This window comes from Rhodanobacter sp. G2-10 (assembly GCF_055809185.1).
The window spans coordinates 2272539-2296917 of sequence record NZ_CM147900.1 but is presented as its reverse complement, the minus strand read 5'-3'; the positions used below and the strand labels follow the sequence as shown (position 1 = coordinate 2296917).

The following is a 24379-nucleotide window of genomic DNA, read 5'->3' as shown; positions in this document are numbered from 1 at the left end:
AGAAGGTCGGTTCTTTGCCACTTGCCCGGCCGTGCGCCACGGTGCATCTCAAGCTTTCCCGGGTTTGCGCGATACAGTGATGACTTCCGAGTGAGACGGCACCCGAGCATGGATATTCGCTACGAGCCGGTGACCGGGCCGGTCAGTTCGCTGCAACTTGGTGATCTCATCGGTGCGTTCAGCTATGCGCTGGATCTAACCGAAGGCCAGCCGCCGGGCCATTGCGTGCGCTGCGCATGGATCGGCGTCCATGTCGGGCGGCGCCTGGGCATGGATGCTGACGCCTTGTGGGCGCTGTACTACACCCTCCTGCTCAAGGACCTGGGTTGCAGCAGCAATGCCGCACGCATTTGCGAGTTGTACCTGGCGGACGATCGCCGGTTCAAGCACGATTTCAAGCGTGTCGGCGCGAACGCGTCGAGTCTGATGCGCTTCGTGGTCAGTCACACCGGACCGGGTGATCGTTGGCACAAGCGGTTGTCGGCGCTGTTGTTCATCATGCGCAATGGCTCGCAGGTGTCCCGCGAGTTGATCCAGACCCGCTGCACGCGAGGGGCCGACATCGCGCGTCAGCTGCGCTTTCCCGAAAGCGTCGCCGGCGCGGTGCATGGGCTGGACGAGCACTTCGACGGCAGTGGTCAACCGGAAGGGCGCGGCGGCGACGCGATTCCACTGGGTTCGCGGATCGCGCTGCTGGCGCAAGTGGTGGACGTGTTTCATTTCAGCAGCGGTCGCGAGGCGGCGCTGGCCGAGGTACGCAGCCGGTCCGGCAGCTGGTTCGATCCCGTGGTGGTCGAGGCGTTCGAGGCCGTCGCGGCCGAACCGGCGTTCTGGCAGACCCTGGCGGGTGAGGACATCGATGCAGCGGTTCGAACGCTGGAACCGGCCGGGGCCGCGTTTGCGGTGGACGAGGATTATCTCGATGCGATCGCGCTGGCGTTCGGCAGCGTCGTGGATGCCAAGAGCCCGTTCACCGCTGGCCACAGCGGCCGCGTCGCGGATGTCTCCGATCGTGTCGCCGAGCACCTGGGGGTTCCGGCAGCGCGTCGACGCTGGCTTCGGCGAGCCGCACTGCTGCATGACGTGGGCAAGCTTGGCGTGAGCAACACGATCCTGGACAAGCCGGGCAGACTCGATGCCGAGGAATGGGAGTCGATCAGGAAGCACGCGTCGTACAGCGAGGACATCCTTGCCCGCGTTCCACCTTTCGCCGAGTTGGCACGGATCGCCGGGGCGCACCACGAGCGTCTTGACGGCGGCGGCTACCCACGCGGCCTGACGGGCACGCAGATCGCGCTGGAAACCCGCATCATCACGGTCGCCGACATCTTCGACGCGATCACCTCCGAACGCCCCTATCACGCGGCTACCCCGGTGGAGAAGACACTGGACATCATGCGCGGCATGGTAGGCGCGTCGCTGGACCGGAGCTGCTTCGAGGCACTGGAGTCGGTGGCGCGCGCGTGACGCGGACGGGCGCGCGGCATGCGGCTGTACTGACTGTCGAGGCATTCCGTCAGCAGCTTAAGGTGGCGCATTTTCATGCAACGCTTGATGCGGATCGTGCTTTGACGCAATGACGCACCGCCTCGGCGCGGCTCCACGCTGCGCCGGCACGTGGCCGAATGTCCTGCCGCGGCGTGATTCTCGCGATGCGCCGATTCAGAGTCGTTCGAGCGGGCTCACATCTGATCGGGCGTCAAGGAAAATGACTCGATCCTTCCCACCTTGCGCAGGGCTTGCTGCACCGCCGGCCGCGCAACGACCGCGTTCCAACGTTTGCTCAGCTTGGCGCCAAGCGGGGTGTGACGTATTTCGGCGTAATGCTGCATCTCGACCAGGGCACTGCTTCGCCACGACTCATTCTTGAGGCGTTGGATGAGTAGTGTGGCGGCGCCATCGCGATCGTTGTCGACCAGCAGTGCCTGCTGCCACAAGCCGATCGCGTCTGCCTGATGCTTGCGCATGTAGGCCAGGTATTTGTCGATGGCGGGCTGGTCGTGTTGTTGTACCGCGACCTTCAGCTTTACCAGCTGCAGGTTCATCCGGCCGTATGGGCTCATTTCGCCCAGTTCGGAGACCATGTCGAGCGCGCGGACGGGTTGCATGAGATTCGCGTAGTAGTCGCCCAGATTGATGATCTGACTGACGTTCATGCCGCCCCGTTCTGGTCTCCGGGCGGCGACGGCCCATTGTTCGGCCGCGTCGTCCCAGCGACCGAGTCGCATGAGCGCACGGGCGCGCTGGGCAAGGATCCAGACATATCGGTCGTCGAAGTCCGAATAGATGGATTTGCCCTTGCCGGCGCGGGCTGCCGCCACCACGGCATCGGTGACGGCCAGTACCTGCTCGTATTGCCGGGTATCGAGAAGCAGGGCCTGCAGCGTGGTGAGCGGGCGTAGCCGGTCGGGGTGGGCGGCAACCGAAGCATGCGCGGCGGCAAGTTCTGCGGCGACCGCCCGATCCACACTGAACGTCTGCAGGTTGTGCAGCGTCACGGGATCGAAGCGCTTGTCGACAAGCATGGACAGGATGACCCGGGCCGAGTTGATGCGCGACGCCGTGGTGACAGCCTGCGCGGTGTTGCCTTCCTTCTGCAGCAAACCGGCGAGATCGCGCCAGAGCATGCTGGGTTGGCCGTCGCGATCCGTCCATCTGGCATCGAACAGCGCCTGCAACATGGCTTGCCTGACATGGGTATGCGCTGTGTCCGCCGCGAGTTCGTTGTTGATGACGTAGATGGGCTGGTCGGAGATCGTGCGGAGCACGTCGGGCCAATGCCGTCCGAGGACGGTAATGGAGAATGCGCTGTCTGCGTAATCCCCGATGGCATAGGCCGTTCCCGCTCGATCCAGCCAAGCTTCGCTGTCAGCGCGCGGGAGTGCGGTGGCCCGTACCAGCATGCCGTGCGCCTCGGCCTGGCGGTCGGTGTCCCGCATCGCCAGTGCGCCGATCGTGAACAAGGTCTTGTAGCGCAATTCGTCCGAAAGTTGCGCGAAACGGCTGTCATATGCGGCTTGGTACAAGAGCGGCGTTGCGCTTTCCGGGTTGTCTTGGGCAGCTTCGCGCAGGCCGGCCATCACGGTCTGGATGAGCGCCTTTGGCGCTGCGGATGACTCGCTGGATTTCTTCGCTGCCGCTGCGGCGTCGAAAGCGTGTGCTGTACACGTTGCGGCGAGCAACGCCACGATCATCAAGATGGAGCGCATGATTTCCCCTGTCGGAAGCTGGATGCGCGCAATGGAAACCGCGGCTCGCTTCCCAACCGGGAATCTACAACATGGATGCGGGTCCCTGCAGCATGGGTGGAGCATGAGGCGGCAGCGAGGGCAAGGTGTCCGGGAGGCGCTCGTTGCGGGTACGGGCTTGATCGGTGACCGACGAGGTGGAAATTTACCTGGTGCCGCCAGCGCCTTGCGGATCCGGCACGGGCCGGAGAGCGTGCATGGTCGCGCCGCTTCGAGCGACTGACGAGTGCGTTACACGCGTCCTGTCACGGGTATCAGCGCTCCCGTGATTGCCGAGGACTGCTCGGACAACAGAAACAGGATCACGTTGGCGAGCTGCTGCGGCGTGACCCAGCGGGCGAAGTCGGCGGTGGGCATGTCGGCGCGGTTGGGCGGCGTATCAAGGATGCTGGGCAGCAGCGCGTTCACGGTGATGTCGCGCTCCTTGAGTTCCTCGGCCAGGGTTTCGGTGAGGCGCATCACGCCAGACTTGGAGGCGGTATAGGCGCCGATGCCGGCGCCGGCCTTCAACGCGGAAGCCGCGCCGATATTGACGATGCGGCCACCGGCCTCGAGGTGTTCCAGCGCGGCCTGACTGGCGGCCACCGCGGTGCGCAGGTTGATGCGGTACAGCAGATCCCAGGTGTCCAGATCACCGTCGGCCACGGTTTCGTAGCGGAAGGTACCGGCGATATTTACCAGCGCGTCGAGTCCGCCCATCGATGTCGCCGCCGCAGTCAGCGCCTCCTTCGCGGCATGCGGATCGGCAAGATCCACACCGCCCAGGCATGTGGCATCGCCAAGCCCGCCAGCCGGCGGATCGGTGCGATCGATGGCGACCACACGGGCACCTGCGCCGAGCGCGGCATGAACGGTGGCGCTACCCAGCGCGCCGAAACCACCGGTGACTGCGATGCGTCGATTTTCCAGTTGCATGGTGTTCTCCCGTACGGTCAATGGGGAAGGATAGCCCGCGCACCTTGTGCCGCAAAGGGAGATGGGCAGGCAAGCTCGGATTGACGATGGCGGTGACGCACGCAAGCTGCTGTTCTGATCCTGCTGCAGCAAGGCAAAATCACGCTTTCACAACCCGCTCCGGGCTACGTTTCAGGGATTGCGGCAAGCACCGCGTTCCTTGGAGTAGTGTCATGCAAAAGAATCTCGTTCATTTCATTCCCGCGTTGCTGCTTGCATGCGCGACGCCCATCGCTGCGCAGGCGGCTGACGGTACCAGCGCGGCGTCGAAGCAGGTGGCGACTGCCACCTCGCATGCCGGCATGGCGCTCGGTGCGGGTGATGTGAACATGGTGCATACGCATCTGCATCACGTCATCAACTGTCTGGTCGGGCCCATGGGCGAGGCATTCGACAGCTCGGCCGGGAACCCCTGCAAGGGCATGGGCAATGGCGCGATTGTCGACGCCAAGGGCGAAGCGGCGATCGAGGGTACGTTGCGCACGGCGTATCGCGAGGCGGAAGAAGGCCTGCAAGCGAAGACGCTCGACCGTGCCCACGCCGATGCGCAGAAGGTGCTGAGCACGCTGCAAGAGGTCAAGTAGGCAGCTTGTCGCTTGTCGACGGGCCCGCTCCGGGCGTGCGTCCCGGCCCGGGCAGCACGGCTTTGTCCGAGTAGATCGGGCGGCTGAACCGATCATTCTCTGACGGCGGCGGATTCCGGTAGGATTCGGAGCTTGGGGGGGAATCGGAGCAGGGCCTTGGGGATGCACGGGATGCGCTCGGCGTGGCGTACGTGGGCTACGCAGGACGGTTGGTTGAGGGCGGCCGTGATCGGCACTCTGCTGATACTGATGCCTGCCGTCGGGTTCGCGGCGGAGTACGCGATCGGGCCGGTTCCTGCGTGGGTGGTCCCCACCCGGCCCGGCGTGTCCGGCGCGAACCAGGCCAGTCAGGGCAGCGATGGCGTGGCCTATCTGTTGACGGACAAGCAGATCCTGGCGGGCGATCAGTATGTGACGTATCACCGGCTGGTCAGCACCGCGCTCAATGCCGATGGCGTGGACTCGGTGGCAAACATCGAGATTCCATTCGATCCCTCCTATCAGAAGCTGGTGCTGCACTCGATCCGCATCGTGCGCGATGGCCGGGTCATTCCCAAGTTGGCCACGGCCAAGATCCGCGTGCTGCAACGCGAGACCGAGCTGGAGACGCGGATCTACGACGGTACCAAGACGGTCAACGTGTTCCTCGACGACGTGCGCGTGGGCGACACGATCGACTACGCGTACAGCAGGTTCGGTCGCAATCCCGTGTTCCATGGACGCGATTTTGGCGGATTGGGACTGCAGTTCGGGGTGCCGGTGGCGCGCGTTCACGTGCGACTGCTGGTGCCGCTGGATCGGCACCTGACGATCGCCCTGCGCAACATGACGATGCAGGGGACCGTCAGCGAACACGACGGGCTGCGTGAGCATGTGTGGGACCTGGTCGACCCGCCGGTGCTTCACGTGGACAAGGGCGCGCCTGACTGGTACTCGCCATACGCCGAAGTGAACTGGAGCGAGTTTCCCGACTGGTCGGCGGTGGCGCGCTGGGCACAGCCGCTGTACCGGGTGCCGGCGACGCTGGACCGGTCGCTGCAGACGCAGGTCGATCGCATCGCGAAGGCCGAGAAGACGCCCGCCGGGCGGATGCTGGCGGCGTTGCGCCTGGTCCAGGGCGAGGTTCGCTACCTCGGCGTGGAGATTGGCGAGAATTCGCATGCGCCAAACCCGCCCAGCGTGGTGTTCGCGCGTCGCTTCGGTGATTGCAAGGACAAGACCCTGCTCACCCTGACCCTGCTGCAGCACCTGGGCATCGAGGCGCATGCGGCGCTGGTCAACACGCGCCTGCAGCGTGGTCTTGCCGACGTGCTGCCCAGTCCTGGGGCATTCGATCATGTGCTGGTCCAGGCACATGTTGACGGCAAGACGTGGTGGATCGACCCCACGCGCCGTACCCAGAACGCCGATCTTGCCCATCTGTATCAGCCGGATTACGGCCCGGCGCTGGTCGTGGATGCTGCGACGCAGGGACTTGTCGCGATGGCGCGGGCCAGGCCCGACGCATCGAGCCAGAAACTGCGCGTGATGTTCGATGCCAGCGATGGCTTCGACAAGCCGGTGCGCTACACGGTGGAAACCACGACCAGCGGCGCCGCTGCCGAATCGATCCGTGGGTACTTGTCCTCGACCAATCTGGCGGATGTACAGAAGAACTACCTGAATTTCTACGCCAGCGACTATCCGCACCTCACGGTGGCTGCGCCGATTCAGGTCCACGACGATGAGGCGGCCAATCGCGTCACCACCCTGGAGACGTACACCATCCCCGACATGGCCTCGCCATCGGCGGATGGCGCGGGTCACGTCGCGGCAGTCCATCTGTCCGACATCGTGCAGGCACTGCGTGATCCGGCCGTGACCGTCCGCAAGTCTCCGTTGCAGCTGGCCTATCCGTATGATGTGAGCCAGCGCACCGAGGTGCGCATGCCGGAGGACTGGTCGGTCAAGCCACACTCGACGACGATCGATGATCCGGCCTTCCACTTCGTGCAAACGGTGGCGAGGAATGGACGGCAGCTGATCATCACCGACCACTTCCAGACGCTGACGGACGAAGTGCCCGCGAAGGACATGGCACGCTATCTGGGCAATCTGGCGCGCGCGCGGAATCTGGCCGGGTATCAGTTCTCGTGGGGCAACCCCCTGGCAAACAGCTCCGGCAGCCAGGCGTCGGGAATGGATCGAATGAACTGGCCGGTCGCTTTGCTGGCGCTGGGCATGCTCGGATTCTTTGCCTGGTTGGCCAGGGTCACCTACACGTACGATCCGGTGCCCGCGAAAGATCCCGACACCAGCTTGGTCGGGATCGGCGGCTGGTTGTTGGTACTGACGTTGATGCTGGCGATAAGGCCGCTGGCGTTTGGCGCCGGTCTGGTTCGCATGGTCGACGCCTTGTCGATCGACAGATGGTCGTTGCTGACAACCTACGGGAGCAGCAGCTACAACGCCTTGTGGGCGCCTCTGCTGCTGTTCGAACTGGCTGCCAATCTGGCACAGGTCGTGTTTTCCCTGTTGTTGCTTGTCCTGCTTTTCAAACGCCGCAGCAGTTTCCCGCGAATGGCGATCGTACTGCTGGTGGCTGCCATCCTGCTGCAGGTGAGCGATCTGGTGCTCATGAAAGCGATACCGGGCCTGACGGTATCTTCGGACGACATTTCGAGGGTGGTGGGGGGTGCCCTCGGGGTCATGCTCTGGGCGGCCTATCTGTCGAACTCGCAGCGCGTCAAGGCAACCTTTGTGAGGCGATATCGCGCAAGTGTTCCGCCGCTGCCCGAGCCAGCCAGGGCGGCTGGCGTTGGCCGGTTGGCGATGGTCGAGGAGGCCAGCCGAACCGATTGAACCCGGACATCCGGCGGTGACCCAAGCCCGCGTTGGAGCTTGCTGCCGCGGACGGACTTGAATCGATGGCAGAGCGCGCGTTTCGCGCGCTTGCGACCGATGCTCGCGGGCCAAGGAAGGAACTGATATCCGGAATTGACTGCGCCGGACCTGTAAAACCGGCGTCGTGGTGCTAGTTTTGTCGACCTGTTCCTGTCGGAGTTCATCATGTCATCTGCTTCCCCCGCTCACTTTCGGCAAATGACAGGACATGTTGCGGCCTGTCTTGCCCTTGCTGCATCGCTGGCGTTTGTCAGCGGCCCGGCATCTGCGCAGCAGCAACGCAGCAACCAGGTGCCAGCGCCGCAGGACACGCCGTACCCGGGCACCATCACGCTCCAGGTCGATGCCAGCAATACCGCCCAGGGCATCTTCCGGGTGCACGAATCGATTCCGGTGGCGGCAGGCCCGTTGACCCTGTTGTATCCGCAATGGATTCCCGGCAGCCATTCGCCGGTGGGTCCGGTCGACATGCTGGCCGGGCTCAAGCTGAGCGCGGATGGCAAGCCGATCAAGTGGACGCGCGACAAGTACAACGTTTACGCGTTCCACCTTGACGTGCCTGCGGGCGTCACAAAACTTGAAGCGGACTTCCAGTATCTGTCCCCGCGCACGGGCGGGTTCGAGGTCACCGACCGCATGATGGACATGATGTGGAGCAGCATGTCGCTGTATCCCGCGGGTTACTACTCGCGCGGCATCACCTTCGCGCCAAGTGTGAAGCTGGCGAAGGGCTGGCAGCTGGGCACCGCACTGGAGACGGCGTCGCACTCGGGCGATACGACCACCTTCAAGCCGGTCCCGTACAACACGCTGGTCGATTCGCCGATTTACGCGGGCCGCTACTTCAAGCGCGTCGATCTCAATCCGGGCGCCAAGGTACCGGTGCACCTGGACATCGTCGCCGACGCGCCAAAGTACCTGGAGATGACGCCCGAGCAGCTGAAGGTGCATCGCGCCCTGGTGACCCAGGCGCTGAAGTTGTTCGACTCGCAGCACTACGATCACTACGACTTCCTGTTCTCGCTGTCGGACGTGCTGGCGGGCAACGGTACCGAACACCATCAGTCCAGCGAGGACGGGATGGACGCGGATTACTTCACCGCGTGGGCCGACAATGCGCCCAACCGCGATCTGCTGGCGCACGAGTACACCCATTCCTGGAACGGCAAGTTCCGCCGCCCGGCGGACCTGTGGACGCCGAATTTCAACGTGCCGATGGGTGACTCGTTGTTGTGGGTCTACGAGGGGCAGACCCAGTACTGGGGCTTCGTGTTGACCGCGCGTGCGGGCATGTGGACCCCGCAGCAGTTCCGCGATGCGCTGGCGATGGTGGCGGCCAATTACGACCGCAACCGACCGGGCTTCGGCTGGCGCACGCTGGAGGACACCACCAACGATCCCACCGCGGCGCGGCGCTCGGGCCTGCCGTATCGCAGCTGGCAGATGAGCGAGGAGTATTACAGCGGCGGCCAGATGATGTGGCTGGCGGTGGACGCCAGGATTCGAGCGCTCACCCACGATCGCAAATCGCTGGACGATTTCGCGCGCGCGTTCTTCGGCATGGATGACGGTAGCTTCGTCACCAGGACCTACACCTTCGACGATGTCGTGGCGGCGCTGAACGGCGTGGTGAAGAACGACTGGGCCGAGTTCCTGCGCGCCCGTGTCGATACGCTCGACCCGCCATTGCAAGGCGGCCTGGCCGCATCCGGCTGGAAGCTGGTCTACACCGACAAGGAAAGCACCTACGAGAAGCAATACAACAGCCGGCGGGAATCCCCGCGGCATCTGTTCAACTTCACCTGGTCGATCGGGCTGACCATGGGCAAGGACGGACAGATCAACGACGTTCGCTGGAACGGCCCCGCATTCAAGGCTGGTGTCAGCACCGGCGCCACCCTGGTTTCGGTCAACGGCCAGGCCTATACGCAGGACGTGCTGAAAGACGCGATCGCGGCGGCGAAAAACGACAAGGCGCCGATCAAGCTGATGCTGAAATACCAGGGCGAGTTCAAGACCGTGCCGGTGGACTACCACGACGGCCTGCAGTATCCGCATCTGGTGCGGATCGACGGTACGCCCGACTATCTGAGCCAGATCATCGCGGCACGAAAGTAGGAGTGACGCAGAGCCGCGCGGTGTCGCTGACGTTGCCTGGTTTCCGGTTGGGGTTGGCGCCAACGGCGGGGCATGGGTTCCATCGATGGTGTGGAGGAGATGTGTCATGAATTTGCGTGCTGGTTTGTCGGTGTTTGCATGCGTGCTGAGCCTCGGGCTGGCCGCGCCGGCGTGGGGCGCGAGCGCCCCGCTGCGGGTGATGACGTTCAATGTGCGGGTACCGGTGGATACCGGCATGAACGCGTGGGCGAACCGGCGCGACCTGATGGTGCAAGTCATCAAGGCCGAGCATCCGGACGTGCTCGGCACGCAGGAGCTGACCCAGGAGCAGGGCGAATATCTCGCGGCGCACCTTCCCGGTTACGCCTGGTTCGGACAAGGGCGCGATGGCGGTACCAGGGGTGAGCACATGGGCGTGTTCTATCGCACGGACCGCCTGAAGGTGCTGCGTTCCGGTGACTTCTGGTTGTCCGATACGCCAGACATCCCCGGCAGCAAGACCTGGGGCCAACCGTACCCGCGCATGGTGACCTGGGCGCGGTTCCGGCTACGCGACGGCGGCGGCACGTTCGACTACTTCAACACGCACTTTCCGTACCTTGAGCAGGATGTCCACGCTCGCATGTTGAGTGCGCAGGAGATCATGCGACGGATCACGGCGCTGCCGTCATCGGATCGGGTGATCCTGGCCGGGGATTTCAATTGCAGTCCCGACACCCCCGTCCACGCGAAGTTGACCACGACGCTGCATGACGCCTGGGTCACGGCAGCCGCGCGCTCCGGCCCGGCCAAGACGTTTCACAACTTCACCGGCACGCCTGACCGGCGCATCGACTGGATCCTCACGCGTGGTTTCAAGGCGCGCGATGTGCGTACCGTCACCACCCACGAAAGTGCGCGTTACCCGTCCGACCATTTTCCGGTAGTGGCAGATCTGATCAAGGAGTAGCTGGCCTGCCAGTTGTCGTCGCACCTCGGCTGCAGGCGGTCCTTCACGTAGGGCGGGCTCTGCCCGCCGGCTTTTGTGCAAGTCGCGGCGGGCAGAGCCCGCCCTACGGGTTCGTTGCGGTGGTTCGGGTTTGCCGCGATTTGGTTATCCAAATGGAGGCTCTGCGGCGTGAGCCGGCGCGCGCCATCGCGGGTGACGTGCATGTCGCCGTCGCGCCACAGCTGCACGCGGTCGCGCCACGCACCACGTAGGGCGGGCTCTGCCCGCCAGCTTTTGTGCAAGTCGCGGCGGGCAGAGCCCGCCCTACGGGTTCGTTGCGGTGGTTCGGGTTTGCCGCGATTTGGTTATCCGAATGGAGTCTCTGCGGCGTGAACCGGCGCGCGCCATCGCGGGTGACGTGCATGTCGCCGTCGAGCCACAGCTGCACGCGGTCACACCACGCACCACGTAGGGCGGGCACTGCCCGCCGGCTTCTCGGCTTCTGCGCAAGTCGCGGCGGGCGGAGCCCGCCCTACGGGTTCGTTGCGGTGATTCGGGTTTGTCGCGATTTGGTTATCCGAATGGAGGCTCTGCGGGGTGAGTCGGCGCGCGCCATCGCGGGTGACGTGCATGTCGCCGTCGAGCCACAGCTGCACGCGGTCACGCCACGCACCACGTAGGGCGGGCTCTGCCCGCCGGCTTCTCGGCCTTTGCGCAAGTCGCGGCGGGCAGAGCCCGCCCTACGGGTTGGTTGCGGTGATTCGGGTTTGTCGTGATTTGCTTAGCCGAACGGCTGCTCGATCGACGGGCTCTGCGGCGTGAACCAGCGCGCGCCGTCGGGGGTGATGTGCATGTCGTCTTCGAGCCGCACGCCGAATTCACCGGGAATGTAGATGCCGGGCTCGTCACTGAAGGTCATGTTCGGTTCGAGTCGACGCGTATTGCCTTGTACCAGGTAGTACCACTCGTGCATGTCCATGCCGATGCCATGGCCGACGCGGTGGCTGAAGTATTTGTAGCCGGGACCGTAACCGGCATCCACGATCACCTGGCGCGCAGCGGCATCCACGGACTCCATCGTGGCGCCCGGATGCGCCGCCTTCAATGCGGCCTGCTGGGCGCGGCGCACGATGTCGAATACGCGCTTCATCTTGTCGGTGGCCTTGCCCAGCACGAAGGTGCGGGTGAGGTCGCTCTGGTAGCCGCCGACCTTGCAGCCGTCATCGAGCATGATCACTGTGCCTTCGCTGATGTGCTGCGGTACGGGTGAGCCGTGCGGCGAGGCGGTGAACGCGCCGACGTTGATACTGACCTCGCCCTGCAGGCCTTGCTGTGCATAGGCCGCATCGACCAGATCGGAAATCTGCTGCTGGGTCATGCCCGGTTGCAGCGCCTTCCACACGGCGTGATAGACGGCCAGGGTGGCGTCGTTGGCCAGTTGCATCAAGGCCAGTTCCGCCGGGCTCTTGATCGAGCGGCAACCGGCGATGACCGGCGTGGCGCTGACCAGGGTGACATGGGGTGCCGCCTGGGCAATGCCGAATTGCTTGGCCGAGCGCAGTTGCTCCTCGATGCCCAGCGTGCCTGTGCTGGCGTGCCATTCGGCGAGGACGCCGGCAATCAGCTTGTAGGGATCTTCGTTTTCCTGCCAGGTACGCACGTCTTTCTTGCCGACGCTGATCTGCTCGAGCGTGCGCTCGCGCTCGAACGCCGGGGTGATGAAGACCGGATCGCCGGACCTGGGCAACAACATGCCCGTGGTGCGCTCGCTGACCCACCAGCGAATGCCGGTGAAATATTCCAGTGAGGTGCCGCCGCCCATGAAGATGGCGTCCATCCCGTGATCCGCCATCAGCCGTTGCGCCTTGCGCAGTCGGGCTTCTCGCTCGGTATCGGTGATCGGCACGGCAAGTGGCGCGACTGGCTTCAAGGCCGTGATCGAGGGTGGCAACGGGGTGGCGCAGCCCTCCGCTCTCGCTGCGCCCGTCGCCAGCCATGGCAAGGCTGCCGCCCCCAACGAGGTGGCTTTGAGGAATCGACGGCGTTCAGGTTTCATGTCTTCATCAATGTGCATCGGCCACTCCGTGCATGCAGGAAATTCATTCTTGCACCAGAGAGCGCACCGCGATACATGCGGAAGTTCCGCATCCGTCGATGTCCTGTCAGGCCCGCAGACCTACGCGCCGGACTTTTTGTCCTTCTGCTTGCGTGCCTTGGCCCGGGCCTGGGCACTACCGGCCTTGCGTTGTCGAGGATGATCGCGTGCTGCAGCGTCTTCCTGTTCGTGCTTGGCGTTTTCGGTGCCGCGCTTGGCCATTTGCCGGTCGTCGGTTTTCATGAGGTTCTCGCCTGTGATGGGTTGGCACACCATGCGGGGCATCGGGTTAAGAGGGCATCATCGTTGCGTCGAGGGAGGAGCGTTGCGCGGTGAAACTTCGACGTCAGGCACTCATCAAGTTCTAGAATGGGCTGTTGCCTGATCTTCATTCGATGGACGATCTGAACGTCCTCTCCGTCAGCCCCAGTCTCCGGAAAATTCCATGCGTTCGCTTGTCTGCTTCTGTCTGTTGCTCGCTTTGCCTGCTCTCGCTTCGCCACCGGCGTTGGCCAAGGACAAGCAGAGCGTCGGCCAGCAACGCGAGGATGTGCTGTTCTGGACCCAGGCCCAGCACACCGCACGCTTCTCGCGGATGTACGAAATCTTCCCGGCGGATCGCGTGGCGCACGGTACCCATGTGCATGCCCTGGTGCAGGGCGCAGCACTTGTTCCGCGTTGGGCTGACGGCTCCACCACGCTGGTCAGCTACATGAAGCAGCACCACCTGGCTGGCGTGATGGTGCTTCAGCACGGGCGTATCCGCCTGGAGCGCTATGCGGCCGGTTTCGGGCCGGACAAGCGCTGGACATCCTTTTCCGTGGCCAAATCGGTCACGTCCACCTTGCTGGGCATCGCCTTGCAACGCGGAGACATTCACAGCCTCGACGACACGCTGGATACCTACATCCCGCAATTGCGCCACAGTGCGTATGCCAAGGTGACCGTGCAGCAGTTGCTGACCATGACCTCCGGCGTGCGCTGGAACGAGGATTATGCGGACCCGCACTCCGACGTGGCGCAGATGTACCGCAGTGCTTGCGAGAACGGTCAGCCGCACGTGATCTCGTACCTGGCGAAGCTGCCGCGCGAGTGGCCTGCGGGCAGCCATTGGAACTACAACACGGCTGAAACCGATCTGCTCGGCATCCTGGTCCAGCGTGCCACCCAGGAATCGCTGGCGAGTTTCCTGTCGCAGACGATCTGGAAGCCCTATGGCATGGCTGCGGACGCCTACTGGCTGAAGGACGAATGCGACGGCAGCGATACCGGTGGCAGCGGTCTGTCCGCCACGCTCGCCGACTACGCCCGCATCGGCCAATTCATGCTTGATGGTGGGCGCATCGACGGCACGCCGATGATCGCCGACGCCTGGATGCATGGCGCCCTGCGTCGGCAGCAGGAGGTGAACAGTCCCGGCCATGGCTACGGTTATCTGTGGTGGACCGATGCGGATGGGAGTTACGCCGCAATCGGCATCTACGGCCAGATGGTCTACGTCGATCCGGCGCGGCAACTGGTGATCGTGCAACTGGGTGCCTGGCCACAGGCAACATCGAAGGCGCTGGTGGCGTCACGGCGGGCGTTCGTGGCAGCCGTCAAGCGGGCCGCTGACGCGACACCTTGAGTGCGTCGCGCACCGCGCCGGTCAGTGGCGTGTGGCCAGCACACCATCCAGTGCCAGTTGCGTCTTGAACCCGGCTTTCTCCAGCCGCTTCGCCACCTCGCGTGGTACGTCGCGACCGCTGGTCAGCTTGTTCGGGCTGCCGGTGTAGTGGAACAGGCGCCCGCCGGAACGCAGCACGCGAGCAAGCTGGTCATAAAACACCTGCGAATACAGCTCGCCGGCGATGCCGAAGCGCGGCGGATCGTGCAGCAGCGCGTCCATCGACGCGTCGCCGATGCGGGTGATCGCCTGTGACACGTCGGCATGTTCCAGCTGCAAGCGGCCACCACTGCTGATTGCATCAGGATCCGGCGACCACGGATTGAGCGTGCGCAACCACAGCACGTCGACGTTCTTCTCGAACGAATGGATACGCGCCGCGCCAGCCTCCAGGCAACAGGCGGCGAAGTAGCCCAGGCCACCGCAGGTATCGAGCACCTGCTTGCCGCGAGCCCCGACCAGCGCCACCTTGCGGCGCGCATCCTCGATGGGCGATTCCTTCGACGTCGGCAGCATCTTGATGCCGTCGATCTCGAACGTCGGCGCACCCCATTCGGTCGGCACCAGCTTGATCAGCGAACCGGAAAAGCGCGCGGCGGGAACAAATTCGTCGCCATCCCAACAGTAGATCGTGCGGTCCTTCAGCTTGGGCGGATACGGGTAGCTCTGCGCGCGCCGGCTCCAGGCCCCGGGTTGCAGCGAAACGTCTTCCGTGGAGAGCCCGAGATCAAGCGAGCCGGTCCATGCCGTGCTGCCCGTATCGCGCGCGGCCGCCAGGGCTTCAGCAACCTGGCGCGTGAGCAGGGGGCCGGAATAATGCGACACGATGGGAACTCCCTGGGTGGTGTTGGTCGTTGGGATGGCATCTGCCTGACGCGCTCGGCGCCCACGTGCTCGTCGAAAGTGTACAGGGCGACGCAAGCGTGCAGGCCTTGAGCAGGAGCGAGTCCTGCGCGGGGAACGCAAGGTGCATGAGCCAACCGTTTCTTGCGCTCGACGGGCGTAGACTGGCAGCTAGCATTTCGTGAGTTTCCCCTTCGGAGGTATTCATTCCCATGTCAACGATTACAGGTTGGGTCGCCACGGCCCCCAAACAGCCGCTCCAGTGGCAGACCATCGATGCCGGCGCGCTCGGCGCGGAAGAGGTCGAGGTCCGCGTCGACTATTGTGGCGTCTGCCATTCCGATCTGTCGGTACTGCACAACGACTGGGGGAACGCGCGCTATCCGTTTATTCCCGGCCACGAAGTGATCGGCACGATCACGGCACTCGGGCCACAGGCCAAGGGCTTGCAGGTCGGGCAGCGCGTCGGCATCGGCTGGACCAACGGCAGCTGCATGCATTGCCAATCGTGTCTTTCCGGCGACCAGCACCTGTGCAGGGAATCGGTGGCAACCATCCTGGGTCACAACGGCGGCTTCGCGGACAAGCTGCGCGCGCATTGGGCGTGGGCGATTCCGCTGCCGGAGACGATCGACCTGGCCAGCGCCGGTCCGTTGCTGTGTGGCGGCATCACGGTATTCAAACCGTTCCTCGCCTACGACATCCCGCCGACGGCACGGGTCGGTGTGGTCGGCATCGGTGGACTGGGCCATATGGCGATCAAGTTTGCCGCCGCCTGGGGTTGTGAAGTCACCGCATTCACTTCCACGCCGGCCAAGGCGGAGGAGGCGCGCAGCTTCGGGGCGCATCACGTGGTGGGCAGCCGTGATCCGGAGGCGCTGAAGTCGATTGCCGGGTCGCTCGACCTGTTGCTGGTCACGGTCAACGTGCCGATGGATTGGAACGCCTTGCTCGGCACCCTGGCCAAGCGCGGTCGCATGCATGTCGTCGGCGTGGTTACCGAGCCGATTCCGGTGCCGGCATTCGCCCTGATTTCCGGCCAGCGCGATGTATCCGGTTCGCCGACCGGCGCGCCGGTGGATCTGGCGCGGATGCTGGATTTTGCCGCGCGCCACGACATCCGCCCGCAAGTGGAGCATTTCCCGATGAGCCAGGCCAATGAAGCGCTGGCCCACCTCGAAGCCGGCAAGGCTCGCTACCGCATCGTGCTGGATGCGCAGGGCGGCAAGTAAACGTTGCCCAGGGCTTTTGCTGATGCAGGTCATCACGTCCGCGGGTGCAGCGCCGTAGCATGAAGTGGGCGCACCCGCGCACGGCATGGCGCAATCCGGGAGGCTTGCAGCAGCATGGGCATGTTCAGATCAGAATGGTTTTCCGCTCAAGGCGATACGGTTTCGCTTGCGGGCATGCATCGTGTCGTTTCCATGCCAGCCACGCCCGCACCTGCCTCCCTGACGGGAACACAACCTCCGGTGCGGGTGATCTACGCCAGCGAAACGGGCGTGGCCGAGCACCTTGCGCACGACACCTTGCGTTCCTTGCAACACGCCGGAGTAGCTTGCACGCTGCTGCCGTTCGATGAGCTCGACCTCGAGATGCTGAAGACTATCGGCCACGCCTTGTTCGTGGTCAGCACCTGCTACGACGGTGATCCTCCGGACATGGCCGAGGAGTTCTGCCGCCAGTGCATGGGCCAGCCGGTGCCGTTGCCGCACCTTCGCTATGGCCTGTTGTCGCTGGGTGACAGCTATTACGACGAATTCTGCGGTTTCGGGCGGCAGCTGCACCGATGGCTGCAGGCCGGCGGTGCGCAAACCTTGTTCGAGCCGGTCGAGATGGATAACGAGGATGAGGATGCAGCGCGGCGCTGGCACGAGAATGTCGACGTCGTGATCCGGCTTCGTCGTGGCGGCGCCAAGGCATGAGTGCGCCGACACGTTTCTCGTGGTGTGAACGCATCAGCCCGGCGCTGCCATTTGCAGTGATGGCAGCGCTCGCCATCATCGGTGGCGGAGCGCTCGCTGCCGCGATGGCGCACGCGCCGAGTCGAAAGTTGTTGTGGACGGTGGCCTACCTGGTGCTGGTCGTCGGCGTGACTCAGGCAGCGCTGGGCGTGGGGCAGGCGCTGCTGGCGACCAGCGAGACGGCGAGGTCGATGCGGGCGGTCGAATGGGTGATGTTCAACCTCGGCAGCACCGGCGTGGTCGGCGGGACGTTGTGGTCGTGCGGCCTGCTGGTCCAGGCCGGGACCTTGCTGTTTGCAGTGGCGCTGGCGATGTTCGCCTACGCGACTCGTCGTGCACAGGCAGGCTGGCCGATTCATGCCTATCGCGCACTGCTGGTGTTCATCGGCGGGAGTGCCGTCGTCGGCCTCGTCCTGGCTGCGCTGCGTGGCTCATCCTGAGCACCGGCAGCCTGTGGGGTCGCGACCGGCATGGTGCGCGATTTGCGTAACGTTGAAGAGCCGGCGGGCAGAGGCCGCCCTACGGCGCGGCGGGAGCGTGGCGCGTAGGGCGGGCTTTGCCCGCCGGCTTTTCGCCACTCCTGCGACCAATTCTCGCACCGGCTCACCCAAGCTGGACGAGAGCTGAAGCGCGCACCGTGATGTGTTGACCCTCGGTGCCTGCGGCGTATAGTAGTTGTTGTTATGACTACTAACAAACACGACACGACCACTTCGCATGCGCTGCAACAACTCGGCTTCACCGAATACGAGGCGCGTGCCTACACCGCTCTGGTGACTGGCGGTGAGCTCAACGGCTATGCGCTGGCCAAGGCCAGCGGCATTCCGCGAGCGAACATTTATGCGGTGGCGGACAAGCTGGTGCTGCGCGGCGCCGTCCAGCGGGTCGAGCGTCCGACGGGCGCGGCGTATGTCGCCGTTGCCCCGGAAGCCTTGCTGCAGCGCATGGAAGGCGAGCGGCGCAAGAGCATGGACGAGGCACGGCAGGCGCTGGCCCGGCTGTCACGGGAAAACCATCCCCCGCTGGTTCTCAACCTGCGCGATGCCGAAGTGCTCGAGCGCGCGGCACAGCTGATCGATGCCAGCACCAAGAGCCTGCGCATCGCACTGCAACCCTCGGAAGCGGCGCAACTGGCTTCACACCTGCGTGAAGCGCGCGAGCGCGGGGTTGCGATTACCACGTTGTGCATGGATCGGTGCGAGACCGAGTGCGGTGGGTGTGTGGGCAATATCCACCGCGGCCATCCCACGCCTTCGGGCGACTCGCGCTGGCTGCTGATCGTGAGCGACAACCTTGCCGCCGTGCTCGGTTACTTCGCGCCCGCCAGCGTCACAGCCGTATTCACTGAACAACCCCTGGTGGTGGAACTGGCCACCGCCTACATCCAGCAAAGCACCACGTTGGCGATCCTGGCCGGTGCGCTGGCCGGACGCTTCGAAGACTTGCTGCCGACCAAGACTCGGCACGCGCTGGATAGCTTGTACCCGGCCAGAGATTTTCTCGCGCATATGCGCGACTTGAGCAATGCCACGCCCTGAACGACGTGACGCGTTTCCACGTAATGGAGGTTTGATCATGAACATGCGTAAAAATGTATTGGTGGCTGTGCTGGCCCTGGGCGGCATTGCGTTTGCCGGAACTTCGATGGCGGCCGGTGAAGCGCCGGCGGCAACATCTGCGGCGCAGTCGCAGATGAATGCGTCGACGATGAACTGGTTTGGTGGTGAGGCCTACAATGGCGCGCCGGCGCTTGAGGTCACGGCAGCCCTGGTCAAGGCCGGTGGCGGCGCCAGCAACTTCAAGTTCTCCACCGCGCTGGTGTCGATGCTGGGCGAGAAGACGGTCAACGCCGAAGTCGCCAAGCTGACCAAGCAGTACGGTCATGAGAACGTCACGAACTTCATCAATGGCATGACGTTTGCCGTCAAGGACGGACTCAAGCGCGCCACCGCGGCCGGCGTCAGGCTGCCGGCCGCACCGGCCGACCTCAAGGGCGTCAAACTCGCCGAGACCCTGGTGAGCGCGGGCACGACCTCCGACGGTACCTGGTGGTCGGGCTTCCTGTTCGACAAGGCACTGTCGCATGACATCCACGTCCAGGTGATGCAGGACATCGACGCCAAGTATGGTCATGGCGCCGATGAAAACACCCACAAGATCCTCAACCAGGCGATGTACGACGTCGCCCAGGCGTTGAAGGTGAAGAACGTGAAGCTGGCATCGTTGCACTGATACCGGGCACATGCCGGCTCGCAGTCTCGAGCCGGCACGACGAGGCGAGGGCGCAGGCTCTCGCCTCGTCGTATGTGCGAGATGCGGATTTGGCGAAAGCATGATCGGCATGGCGCTAACGCGGGGTGTACATGCGCGCGACTAGGCTGAGTGACGGACTGCGCGCATCATGGTCGTTGAGTCCTGGAACGTGCTGGCGGCATCGGCCTTCGCATCGGGAGAATTCGAGATGGCATCGGAAACGGGATTGCAACGATTTGTCGCCGCGCGGGATTTCCTGCTGGCGCATCGCAACGACCGGGATGGTGCATGCCGCGACTTTCGCTGGCCCGAGCTGAACGAGTTCAACTGGGCGCTGGATTATTTCGATGAGCTTGCCCGCGGTGAGCACGCGGAGCACACGGCCCTGTGGCTGGTGGACGAGGATGGCAGCGAGGTGCGCCTGAGTTTCGCGGACTTGTCGGCACGCTCCAACCAGGCGGCCAACTTCCTGCGCGAGTTGGGCGTCAAGCGTGGCGATCGCATCCTGCTGATGCTCGGCAACGTGGCGCCGCTGTGGGAGGCGACGCTGGCGGCCATGAAGCTTGGCGCAGTGGTGGTGCCGACCACGATGCTGGCCGGCAGCGATGACCTGCGCGATCGCATGCAGCGCGGCGAGGTGAAGTACGTGATTGCCGCGGCCGACCAATGCGACGGTTTCGAGGCAGTCGGCCTCGACTTCACCCGCATTGCCGTGGGCGCGGCGCCTCGTGGCTGGCATGAGTATGCACAGGCCTATCGGCTGTCGAGCGATTTCACGCCCGACGGCATCACGCATGCCGAAGACCCGATGCTGCTGTATTTCACCTCGGGCACCACGTCGCGGCCCAAGCTGGTGATGCATTCGCAGCAGAGCTATCCGGTGGGGCATCTGTCGACGATGTACTGGATCGGGATCAAGCCGGGTGACATCCACCTCAATGTCAGCCAGCCTGGTTGGGCCAAACACGCGTGGAGTTGCCTGTTCGCACCGTGGAATGCGGCGGCCACCATCTTCCTCTACAACAGCGCGCGCTTCGATGCCGTCGGCCTGCTTGGCGCGCTGGAAAAATATGCGGTGACGACGATGTGCGCGCCGCCGACCGTGTGGCGGATGCTCATCCAGCAGGACCTGGCCCGCTTCAAGATGAGCCTGCGCGAGTTGTGCAGTGCGGGCGAACCGCTCAACAGCGAAGTCATCGGGCAGGTGCGCAAGGCGTGGGGACTGACCATTCGCGATGGCTACGGCCAGACCGAAACGACGGCGATCGCCTGCAATCCGCCCGGGCAGGAGGTGGTCCCGGGTTCGATGGGGCGGCCGTCGCCCGGTTTCCGGATCGAGCTGCTGGATGCCGACGGCAAGCCGGCCGACGAGGGCGAAATCGCCCTGGCGATGGAGCCGCGACCGCTGGGGCTGATGATCGGCTATGCAGACGACGCCAGCCGCTCGCGGCATATCGGTACGGACGGCTATTACCGTACCGGCGACGTGGCCGCGCGCGACGCCGATGGCAACATCACCTACATCGGCCGCGCCGATGACGTGTTCAAGTGCTCCGACTATCGGATCAGCCCGTTCGAGCTGGAAAGCGTGCTGATCGAACACCCGGCGGTGGCCGAGGCGGCGATCGTGCCCAGCCCCGATCCCGTGCGCCTGTCGGTGCCCAAGGCCTTCGTCAGCCTGGTCGTCGGGCGCGAGCCGAGTATGGAACTGGCCGGCGATATCCTCCAGTTCGTGCGCGGGCGTCTGGCGCCGTACAAGCGCATCCGACGGCTGGAGTTCGTGGACCTGCCCAAGACCATCTCGGGCAAGATCCGCCGCGTCGATCTGCGCAAGGCCGAGCTTGCGCGTGACATCGATCAACGTTTGCCGGGCGAGTATTTCGACCGGGATTTTAGTCATTGAGACGGGTTGCTTGCTTGCTCGTCGTCGCGAAAATGCACTACCGACCCCCTGCAACCCTTGAATTGCTGCACTCGTGCATCAATTTTTGCAAGGCCGACCACTGTATGTACGCAAGAGGTTCGATTCCATCCAGATGAGCAAAATCAGACCATTTCGCGAACAATCCGTGCCGCCATGGAAGCGCGCCGTACTGAAGGTGGGCAGCAGCCTGCTGGCCTCCGTGAACGGTGGTCTGGGGACGCGTTATGCGCTCGGCCTGGCGCAATTCATCACGGCCTGCCACGCATCCGGCCGCGAAATCGTCCTGGTGTCCTCTGGCGCGGTGGCGGCAGGGCGGATGCTGCTCAAGGAACATTCCGACGACGACACCAGCAGCGCTGCGCGGCAGGCCATGGCCGCACTGGGCCAAACGCACACCGTGGCGCTGTGGCAGCGCCTGCTCGATCGCCCGCTGGCCCAGGTTCTGTTGACCCATGACGACCTGCGCAATCGCCGCCGCTATCTCAATGCGCGTTCGACCTTGCGCGAGTTGCTGAAGCACGGCGTGTTGCCGGTGGTCAACGAAAACGACACGGTGGCCATCGACGAGCTTACCCTCGGCGACAATGACAACCTGGCGGCCATCGTGGCTGCACTGGTCGATGCCGACCTTCTGCTGATAGCGACCGACATCGATGGCCTCTACACCTCCGATCCTCGTTACAGCGAGGACGCGCAGCCGATCGACGAAGTCAGTGAATTGACGCCCGAAATCATGGCGATGGCCGGGGCCGCCGGCACTTCGCATGGCACAGGTGGCATGCGCACCAAGCTGGAGGCCGCAGAGAAGGCCGCCGCCGCGGGGATCGAGACGATCCTCTTCAATGGTTGCGACAACCAGGTGGTCAGCCTGCTTTCACGCGATCTGCTGCGCGGGACACGTCTGCGCACGGGGTCATCACGCCTGAAGGAACGAAAGTACTGGTTGCGCCATGCGCCAGCGGCCAACGGCTTCATTCGCGTTGATGACAGTACAAGTGCTCTCATCAGTTCCGGTGGTGCGTCGCTTCTGCCACGCGGAATCACCGCCGTCGACGGTGAATTCCACCGCGGCGACGTGGTGGAAGTGGTAGGTGGCAATGATGACGACACCTATCCGGTCGGTCGCGGCATCACGCAATACGGCGCGGCGGAAATCAATCGCATCATCGGTTGTCATTCCCATGAAATCGCCGAACGCCTGGGTTATACCTACGGTGAGCCGGTGATGCATCGCGACGACCTGGTTACCCACGATCCTCGCAACGAGGAGCTGGTGTCACGCCATTCCGGAGCTGCCCCGTGACACGGAGCGCCGCGCCGCAGGCTCTGCAACAACAGGGTATCAGTCGGGCGACAGGCGCTGCCTGATCTTGTCCGCCACGCGCAAGGCGTTGGCGATGATGGTCAGGGTGGGATTCACCGCGCCGATCGAGGGAAAGAAGCTGGCGTCGGTGAGGTAGAGGTTGTCCAGCTCGTGCGCCTTGCAGTCCAGGTCGAGCACTGAACACGTCGGGTCGGTGCCGAAGCGCGCCGTACCGGCCTGGTGCGCCGTGCCGCCGATCGGAATGTTCTTGCCAAGATACAGCTTGCGTTCGAGCAGTACCGGATGGGCATTCTGTCTGCTCAGCATCTGCTCGAGCTTCTTCTTGAGGCGATGGTGCGCCTCCATGTTGTTTTCAGTGAGTTCGAGGATCACCTTGTCGCCGTCGTAGCGGATGCGGTTTTCCGGGCGCGGCAGGTCTTCGCTGGATAGCCAGAAATCCATCGAGTGTCGCGCCATCGTTTCGAACGGCATCTTCGGTAGCCACTCCAGCCACTCGGGCAAGGCTTCGCCGCGGATCTGCGCCCCATGCGATTTCGCGCACATCTGCATCAGGCCCAGCGGATATTCCCAATCATCGCTGCCGAAGTACCAGTCGCTTACGGCCAGGGTCTTCTGGAATACGGTGTTGTTCGGCTCCTTCAGCAGGGCCATCAGGATCGACTGGTTGTGACGCATGTAATTCCGTCCGACCTGATCCGAACCGTTGGCCAGACCGTTCGGATGCTTGTCGTTGGCCGAGCGCAACAGCAGCAGTGCCGACGAGAGCGCGCCGCAGGCGACGACCACGATGTCGGCGCCGTAGCGTTCCTGCTCGCCATTGCGGGTGACGTTGACCGTCGAAACCGTCCTGCCGGAGGCATCGGTTTCCAGCGTGGAAACATACGCGCCGGTGAGCAAGGTGAGATTGGGGTGTGCCTTCAGCGCCGGGTCGACGCACATCACCTGGGCATCCGCCTTGCCGTTGAGCGGGGAAGGGTAGCCATCGAAGTAGGGCGTACGGATGCACGGGCTGTCGGGTGCGGTCTTGCCGTCCTTCTCGTCGAGCAGGATGCCCATCGGCAGGTGGAACGGATGCAGCCCGTCGCTCTGCAGGCTGTCGTGCAGGGCCTGTACACGAGGCTCATGTGCCACGGGGGGATACGGGTAAGGGCTGTTGGACCACGGTTCGTTGGGGTCCTCGCCGCGTTTGCCATGCACGTGGAACAATGCTTCGGCTTCGCCGTAGTATGGCTCGAAATCGTCGTACTTCAGCGGCCACGCCGGCGAGATGCCGTCTTGGTGCCGGAGCTCGCCGAAGTCTCGCTCGCGCAGTCGGAACAGCGCGGCACCGTACACCTTGGAGTTGCCACCGACGTAGTAGTGCAAGCCCGGGTGAAATGTCTCGCCGTCCTTGCCGTACCAGGTTTCCGGTGCCTGGTATTTGCCTTCGACGAAGACCTTCTGCGAGTCCCAGTTGTCCACCGAACGCGGCAGATAGTCACCACGCTCCAGCAGCAGGATCTTCTTGCCGGTGGGCGCGAGCTTGTGTGCCAGCGAGGCGCCACCGGGGCCGCTGCCGATGACAATGATGTCGTAGTGATTGTCGGACATGCCCG

General features: G+C 64.1%; 19 protein-coding genes. 13 read left to right on the top strand and 6 right to left on the bottom strand.

From position 1 onward, the window contains the following. The first annotated feature begins 108 nt into the window (after positions 1-108). Positions 109-1467 carry an HD-GYP domain-containing protein gene (locus AC0L58_RS10495; RefSeq protein ID WP_473683124.1) on the top strand — a complete coding sequence of 453 codons (1359 nt, stop codon included), beginning with the start codon at positions 109-111 and terminating at the stop codon, positions 1465-1467. 215 nt (positions 1468-1682) lie between these two features. Here the strand turns inward: AC0L58_RS10495 and AC0L58_RS10490 are convergent, their stop codons facing one another. Together AC0L58_RS10490 and AC0L58_RS10485 are read right to left on the bottom strand one after the other, a co-directional pair. Then, the gene (locus AC0L58_RS10490) at positions 1683-3194 is read right to left on the bottom strand and encodes a hypothetical protein (RefSeq protein ID WP_473683122.1); all 1512 of its coding nucleotides are present in this window, start codon (positions 3192-3194) and stop codon (positions 1683-1685) included. Between the two features lie 285 nt (positions 3195-3479). Then, entirely contained in the window at positions 3480-4163 is a 684-nt protein-coding gene (locus AC0L58_RS10485; protein ID WP_473683120.1) for an SDR family oxidoreductase, read from the bottom strand. Positions 4164-4375: 212 nt separating this feature from the next. Here AC0L58_RS10485 and AC0L58_RS10480 point away from each other — a divergent pair, with 212 nt between their 5' ends. The 4 genes from AC0L58_RS10480 to AC0L58_RS10465 all read left to right on the top strand — a co-directional run bounded on the left by AC0L58_RS10480 (position 4376) and on the right by AC0L58_RS10465 (position 10736). Then, the gene (locus AC0L58_RS10480; protein ID WP_473683118.1) at positions 4376-4786 is read left to right on the top strand and encodes a hypothetical protein; all 411 of its coding nucleotides are present in this window, start codon (positions 4376-4378) and stop codon (positions 4784-4786) included. A gap of 225 nt (positions 4787-5011) precedes the next feature. Then, positions 5012-7627 carry a DUF3857 domain-containing protein gene (locus tag AC0L58_RS10475; protein WP_473683116.1) on the top strand — a complete coding sequence of 872 codons (2616 nt, stop codon included), beginning with the start codon at positions 5012-5014 and terminating at the stop codon, positions 7625-7627. A 240-nt stretch (positions 7628-7867) separates the two neighbouring features. After that, a complete protein-coding gene (locus AC0L58_RS10470) occupies positions 7868-9787 on the top strand; it encodes a M61 family metallopeptidase (RefSeq protein ID WP_473683114.1) in 1920 nt (639 codons plus the stop codon). Between the two features lie 106 nt (positions 9788-9893). Further along, positions 9894-10736, top strand: a complete 843-nt coding sequence (locus tag AC0L58_RS10465) for an endonuclease/exonuclease/phosphatase family protein (RefSeq protein ID WP_473683112.1) — start codon at positions 9894-9896, stop codon at positions 10734-10736. A gap of 760 nt (positions 10737-11496) precedes the next feature. On the opposite strand, the gene AC0L58_RS10460 is transcribed toward AC0L58_RS10465, so the two are convergent. Together AC0L58_RS10460 and AC0L58_RS10455 are read right to left on the bottom strand one after the other, a co-directional pair. After that, the gene (locus AC0L58_RS10460; protein ID WP_473683110.1) at positions 11497-12771 is read right to left on the bottom strand and encodes a M24 family metallopeptidase; all 1275 of its coding nucleotides are present in this window, start codon (positions 12769-12771) and stop codon (positions 11497-11499) included. 120 nt (positions 12772-12891) lie between these two features. Next, positions 12892-13053: a hypothetical protein gene (locus tag AC0L58_RS10455; RefSeq protein ID WP_473683108.1), complete on the bottom strand. Its 162-nt coding sequence runs from the start codon at positions 13051-13053 to the stop codon at positions 12892-12894. A gap of 202 nt (positions 13054-13255) precedes the next feature. Here AC0L58_RS10455 and AC0L58_RS10450 point away from each other — a divergent pair, with 202 nt between their 5' ends. Continuing rightward, complete coding sequence (locus AC0L58_RS10450; RefSeq protein ID WP_473683106.1) at positions 13256-14437, top strand: serine hydrolase domain-containing protein; 1182 nt, start codon at positions 13256-13258, stop codon at positions 14435-14437. Positions 14438-14458: 21 nt separating this feature from the next. On the opposite strand, the gene AC0L58_RS10445 is transcribed toward AC0L58_RS10450, so the two are convergent. Further along, positions 14459-15301 carry a class I SAM-dependent methyltransferase gene (locus AC0L58_RS10445; protein WP_473683104.1) on the bottom strand — a complete coding sequence of 281 codons (843 nt, stop codon included), beginning with the start codon at positions 15299-15301 and terminating at the stop codon, positions 14459-14461. 230 nt (positions 15302-15531) lie between these two features. Here AC0L58_RS10445 and ahr point away from each other — a divergent pair, with 230 nt between their 5' ends. The 7 genes from ahr to proB all read left to right on the top strand — a co-directional run bounded on the left by ahr (position 15532) and on the right by proB (position 22763). After that, positions 15532-16551 (top strand): NADPH-dependent aldehyde reductase Ahr, encoded by a 1020-nt coding sequence (gene ahr / locus AC0L58_RS10440; RefSeq protein ID WP_473683102.1) that lies wholly within the window; start codon positions 15532-15534, stop codon positions 16549-16551. Positions 16552-16791: 240 nt separating this feature from the next. Continuing rightward, positions 16792-17244 (top strand): flavodoxin domain-containing protein, encoded by a 453-nt coding sequence (locus AC0L58_RS10435; protein ID WP_473683100.1) that lies wholly within the window; start codon positions 16792-16794, stop codon positions 17242-17244. Beyond that, positions 17241-17723, top strand: coding sequence for a hypothetical protein (locus tag AC0L58_RS10430; RefSeq protein WP_473683098.1), 483 nt, complete (start codon positions 17241-17243; stop codon positions 17721-17723). Before AC0L58_RS10435 ends, AC0L58_RS10430 begins: the two co-directional genes overlap by 4 nt. A gap of 243 nt (positions 17724-17966) precedes the next feature. Further along, positions 17967-18821 carry a TrmB family transcriptional regulator gene (locus tag AC0L58_RS10425; protein WP_473683096.1) on the top strand — a complete coding sequence of 285 codons (855 nt, stop codon included), beginning with the start codon at positions 17967-17969 and terminating at the stop codon, positions 18819-18821. A 37-nt stretch (positions 18822-18858) separates the two neighbouring features. Further along, complete coding sequence (locus tag AC0L58_RS10420; protein ID WP_473683094.1) at positions 18859-19515, top strand: hypothetical protein; 657 nt, start codon at positions 18859-18861, stop codon at positions 19513-19515. A 169-nt stretch (positions 19516-19684) separates the two neighbouring features. After that, positions 19685-21439, top strand: a complete 1755-nt coding sequence (locus AC0L58_RS10415; protein ID WP_473683092.1) for an AMP-binding protein — start codon at positions 19685-19687, stop codon at positions 21437-21439. Between the two features lie 133 nt (positions 21440-21572). After that, entirely contained in the window at positions 21573-22763 is a 1191-nt protein-coding gene (gene proB, locus AC0L58_RS10410) for a glutamate 5-kinase (protein WP_473683090.1), read from the top strand. Between the two features lie 39 nt (positions 22764-22802). On the opposite strand, the gene AC0L58_RS10405 is transcribed toward proB, so the two are convergent. After that, positions 22803-24374: an FAD-dependent oxidoreductase gene (locus tag AC0L58_RS10405; protein ID WP_473683088.1), complete on the bottom strand. Its 1572-nt coding sequence runs from the start codon at positions 24372-24374 to the stop codon at positions 22803-22805. Positions 24375-24379: the final 5 nt, after the last annotated feature.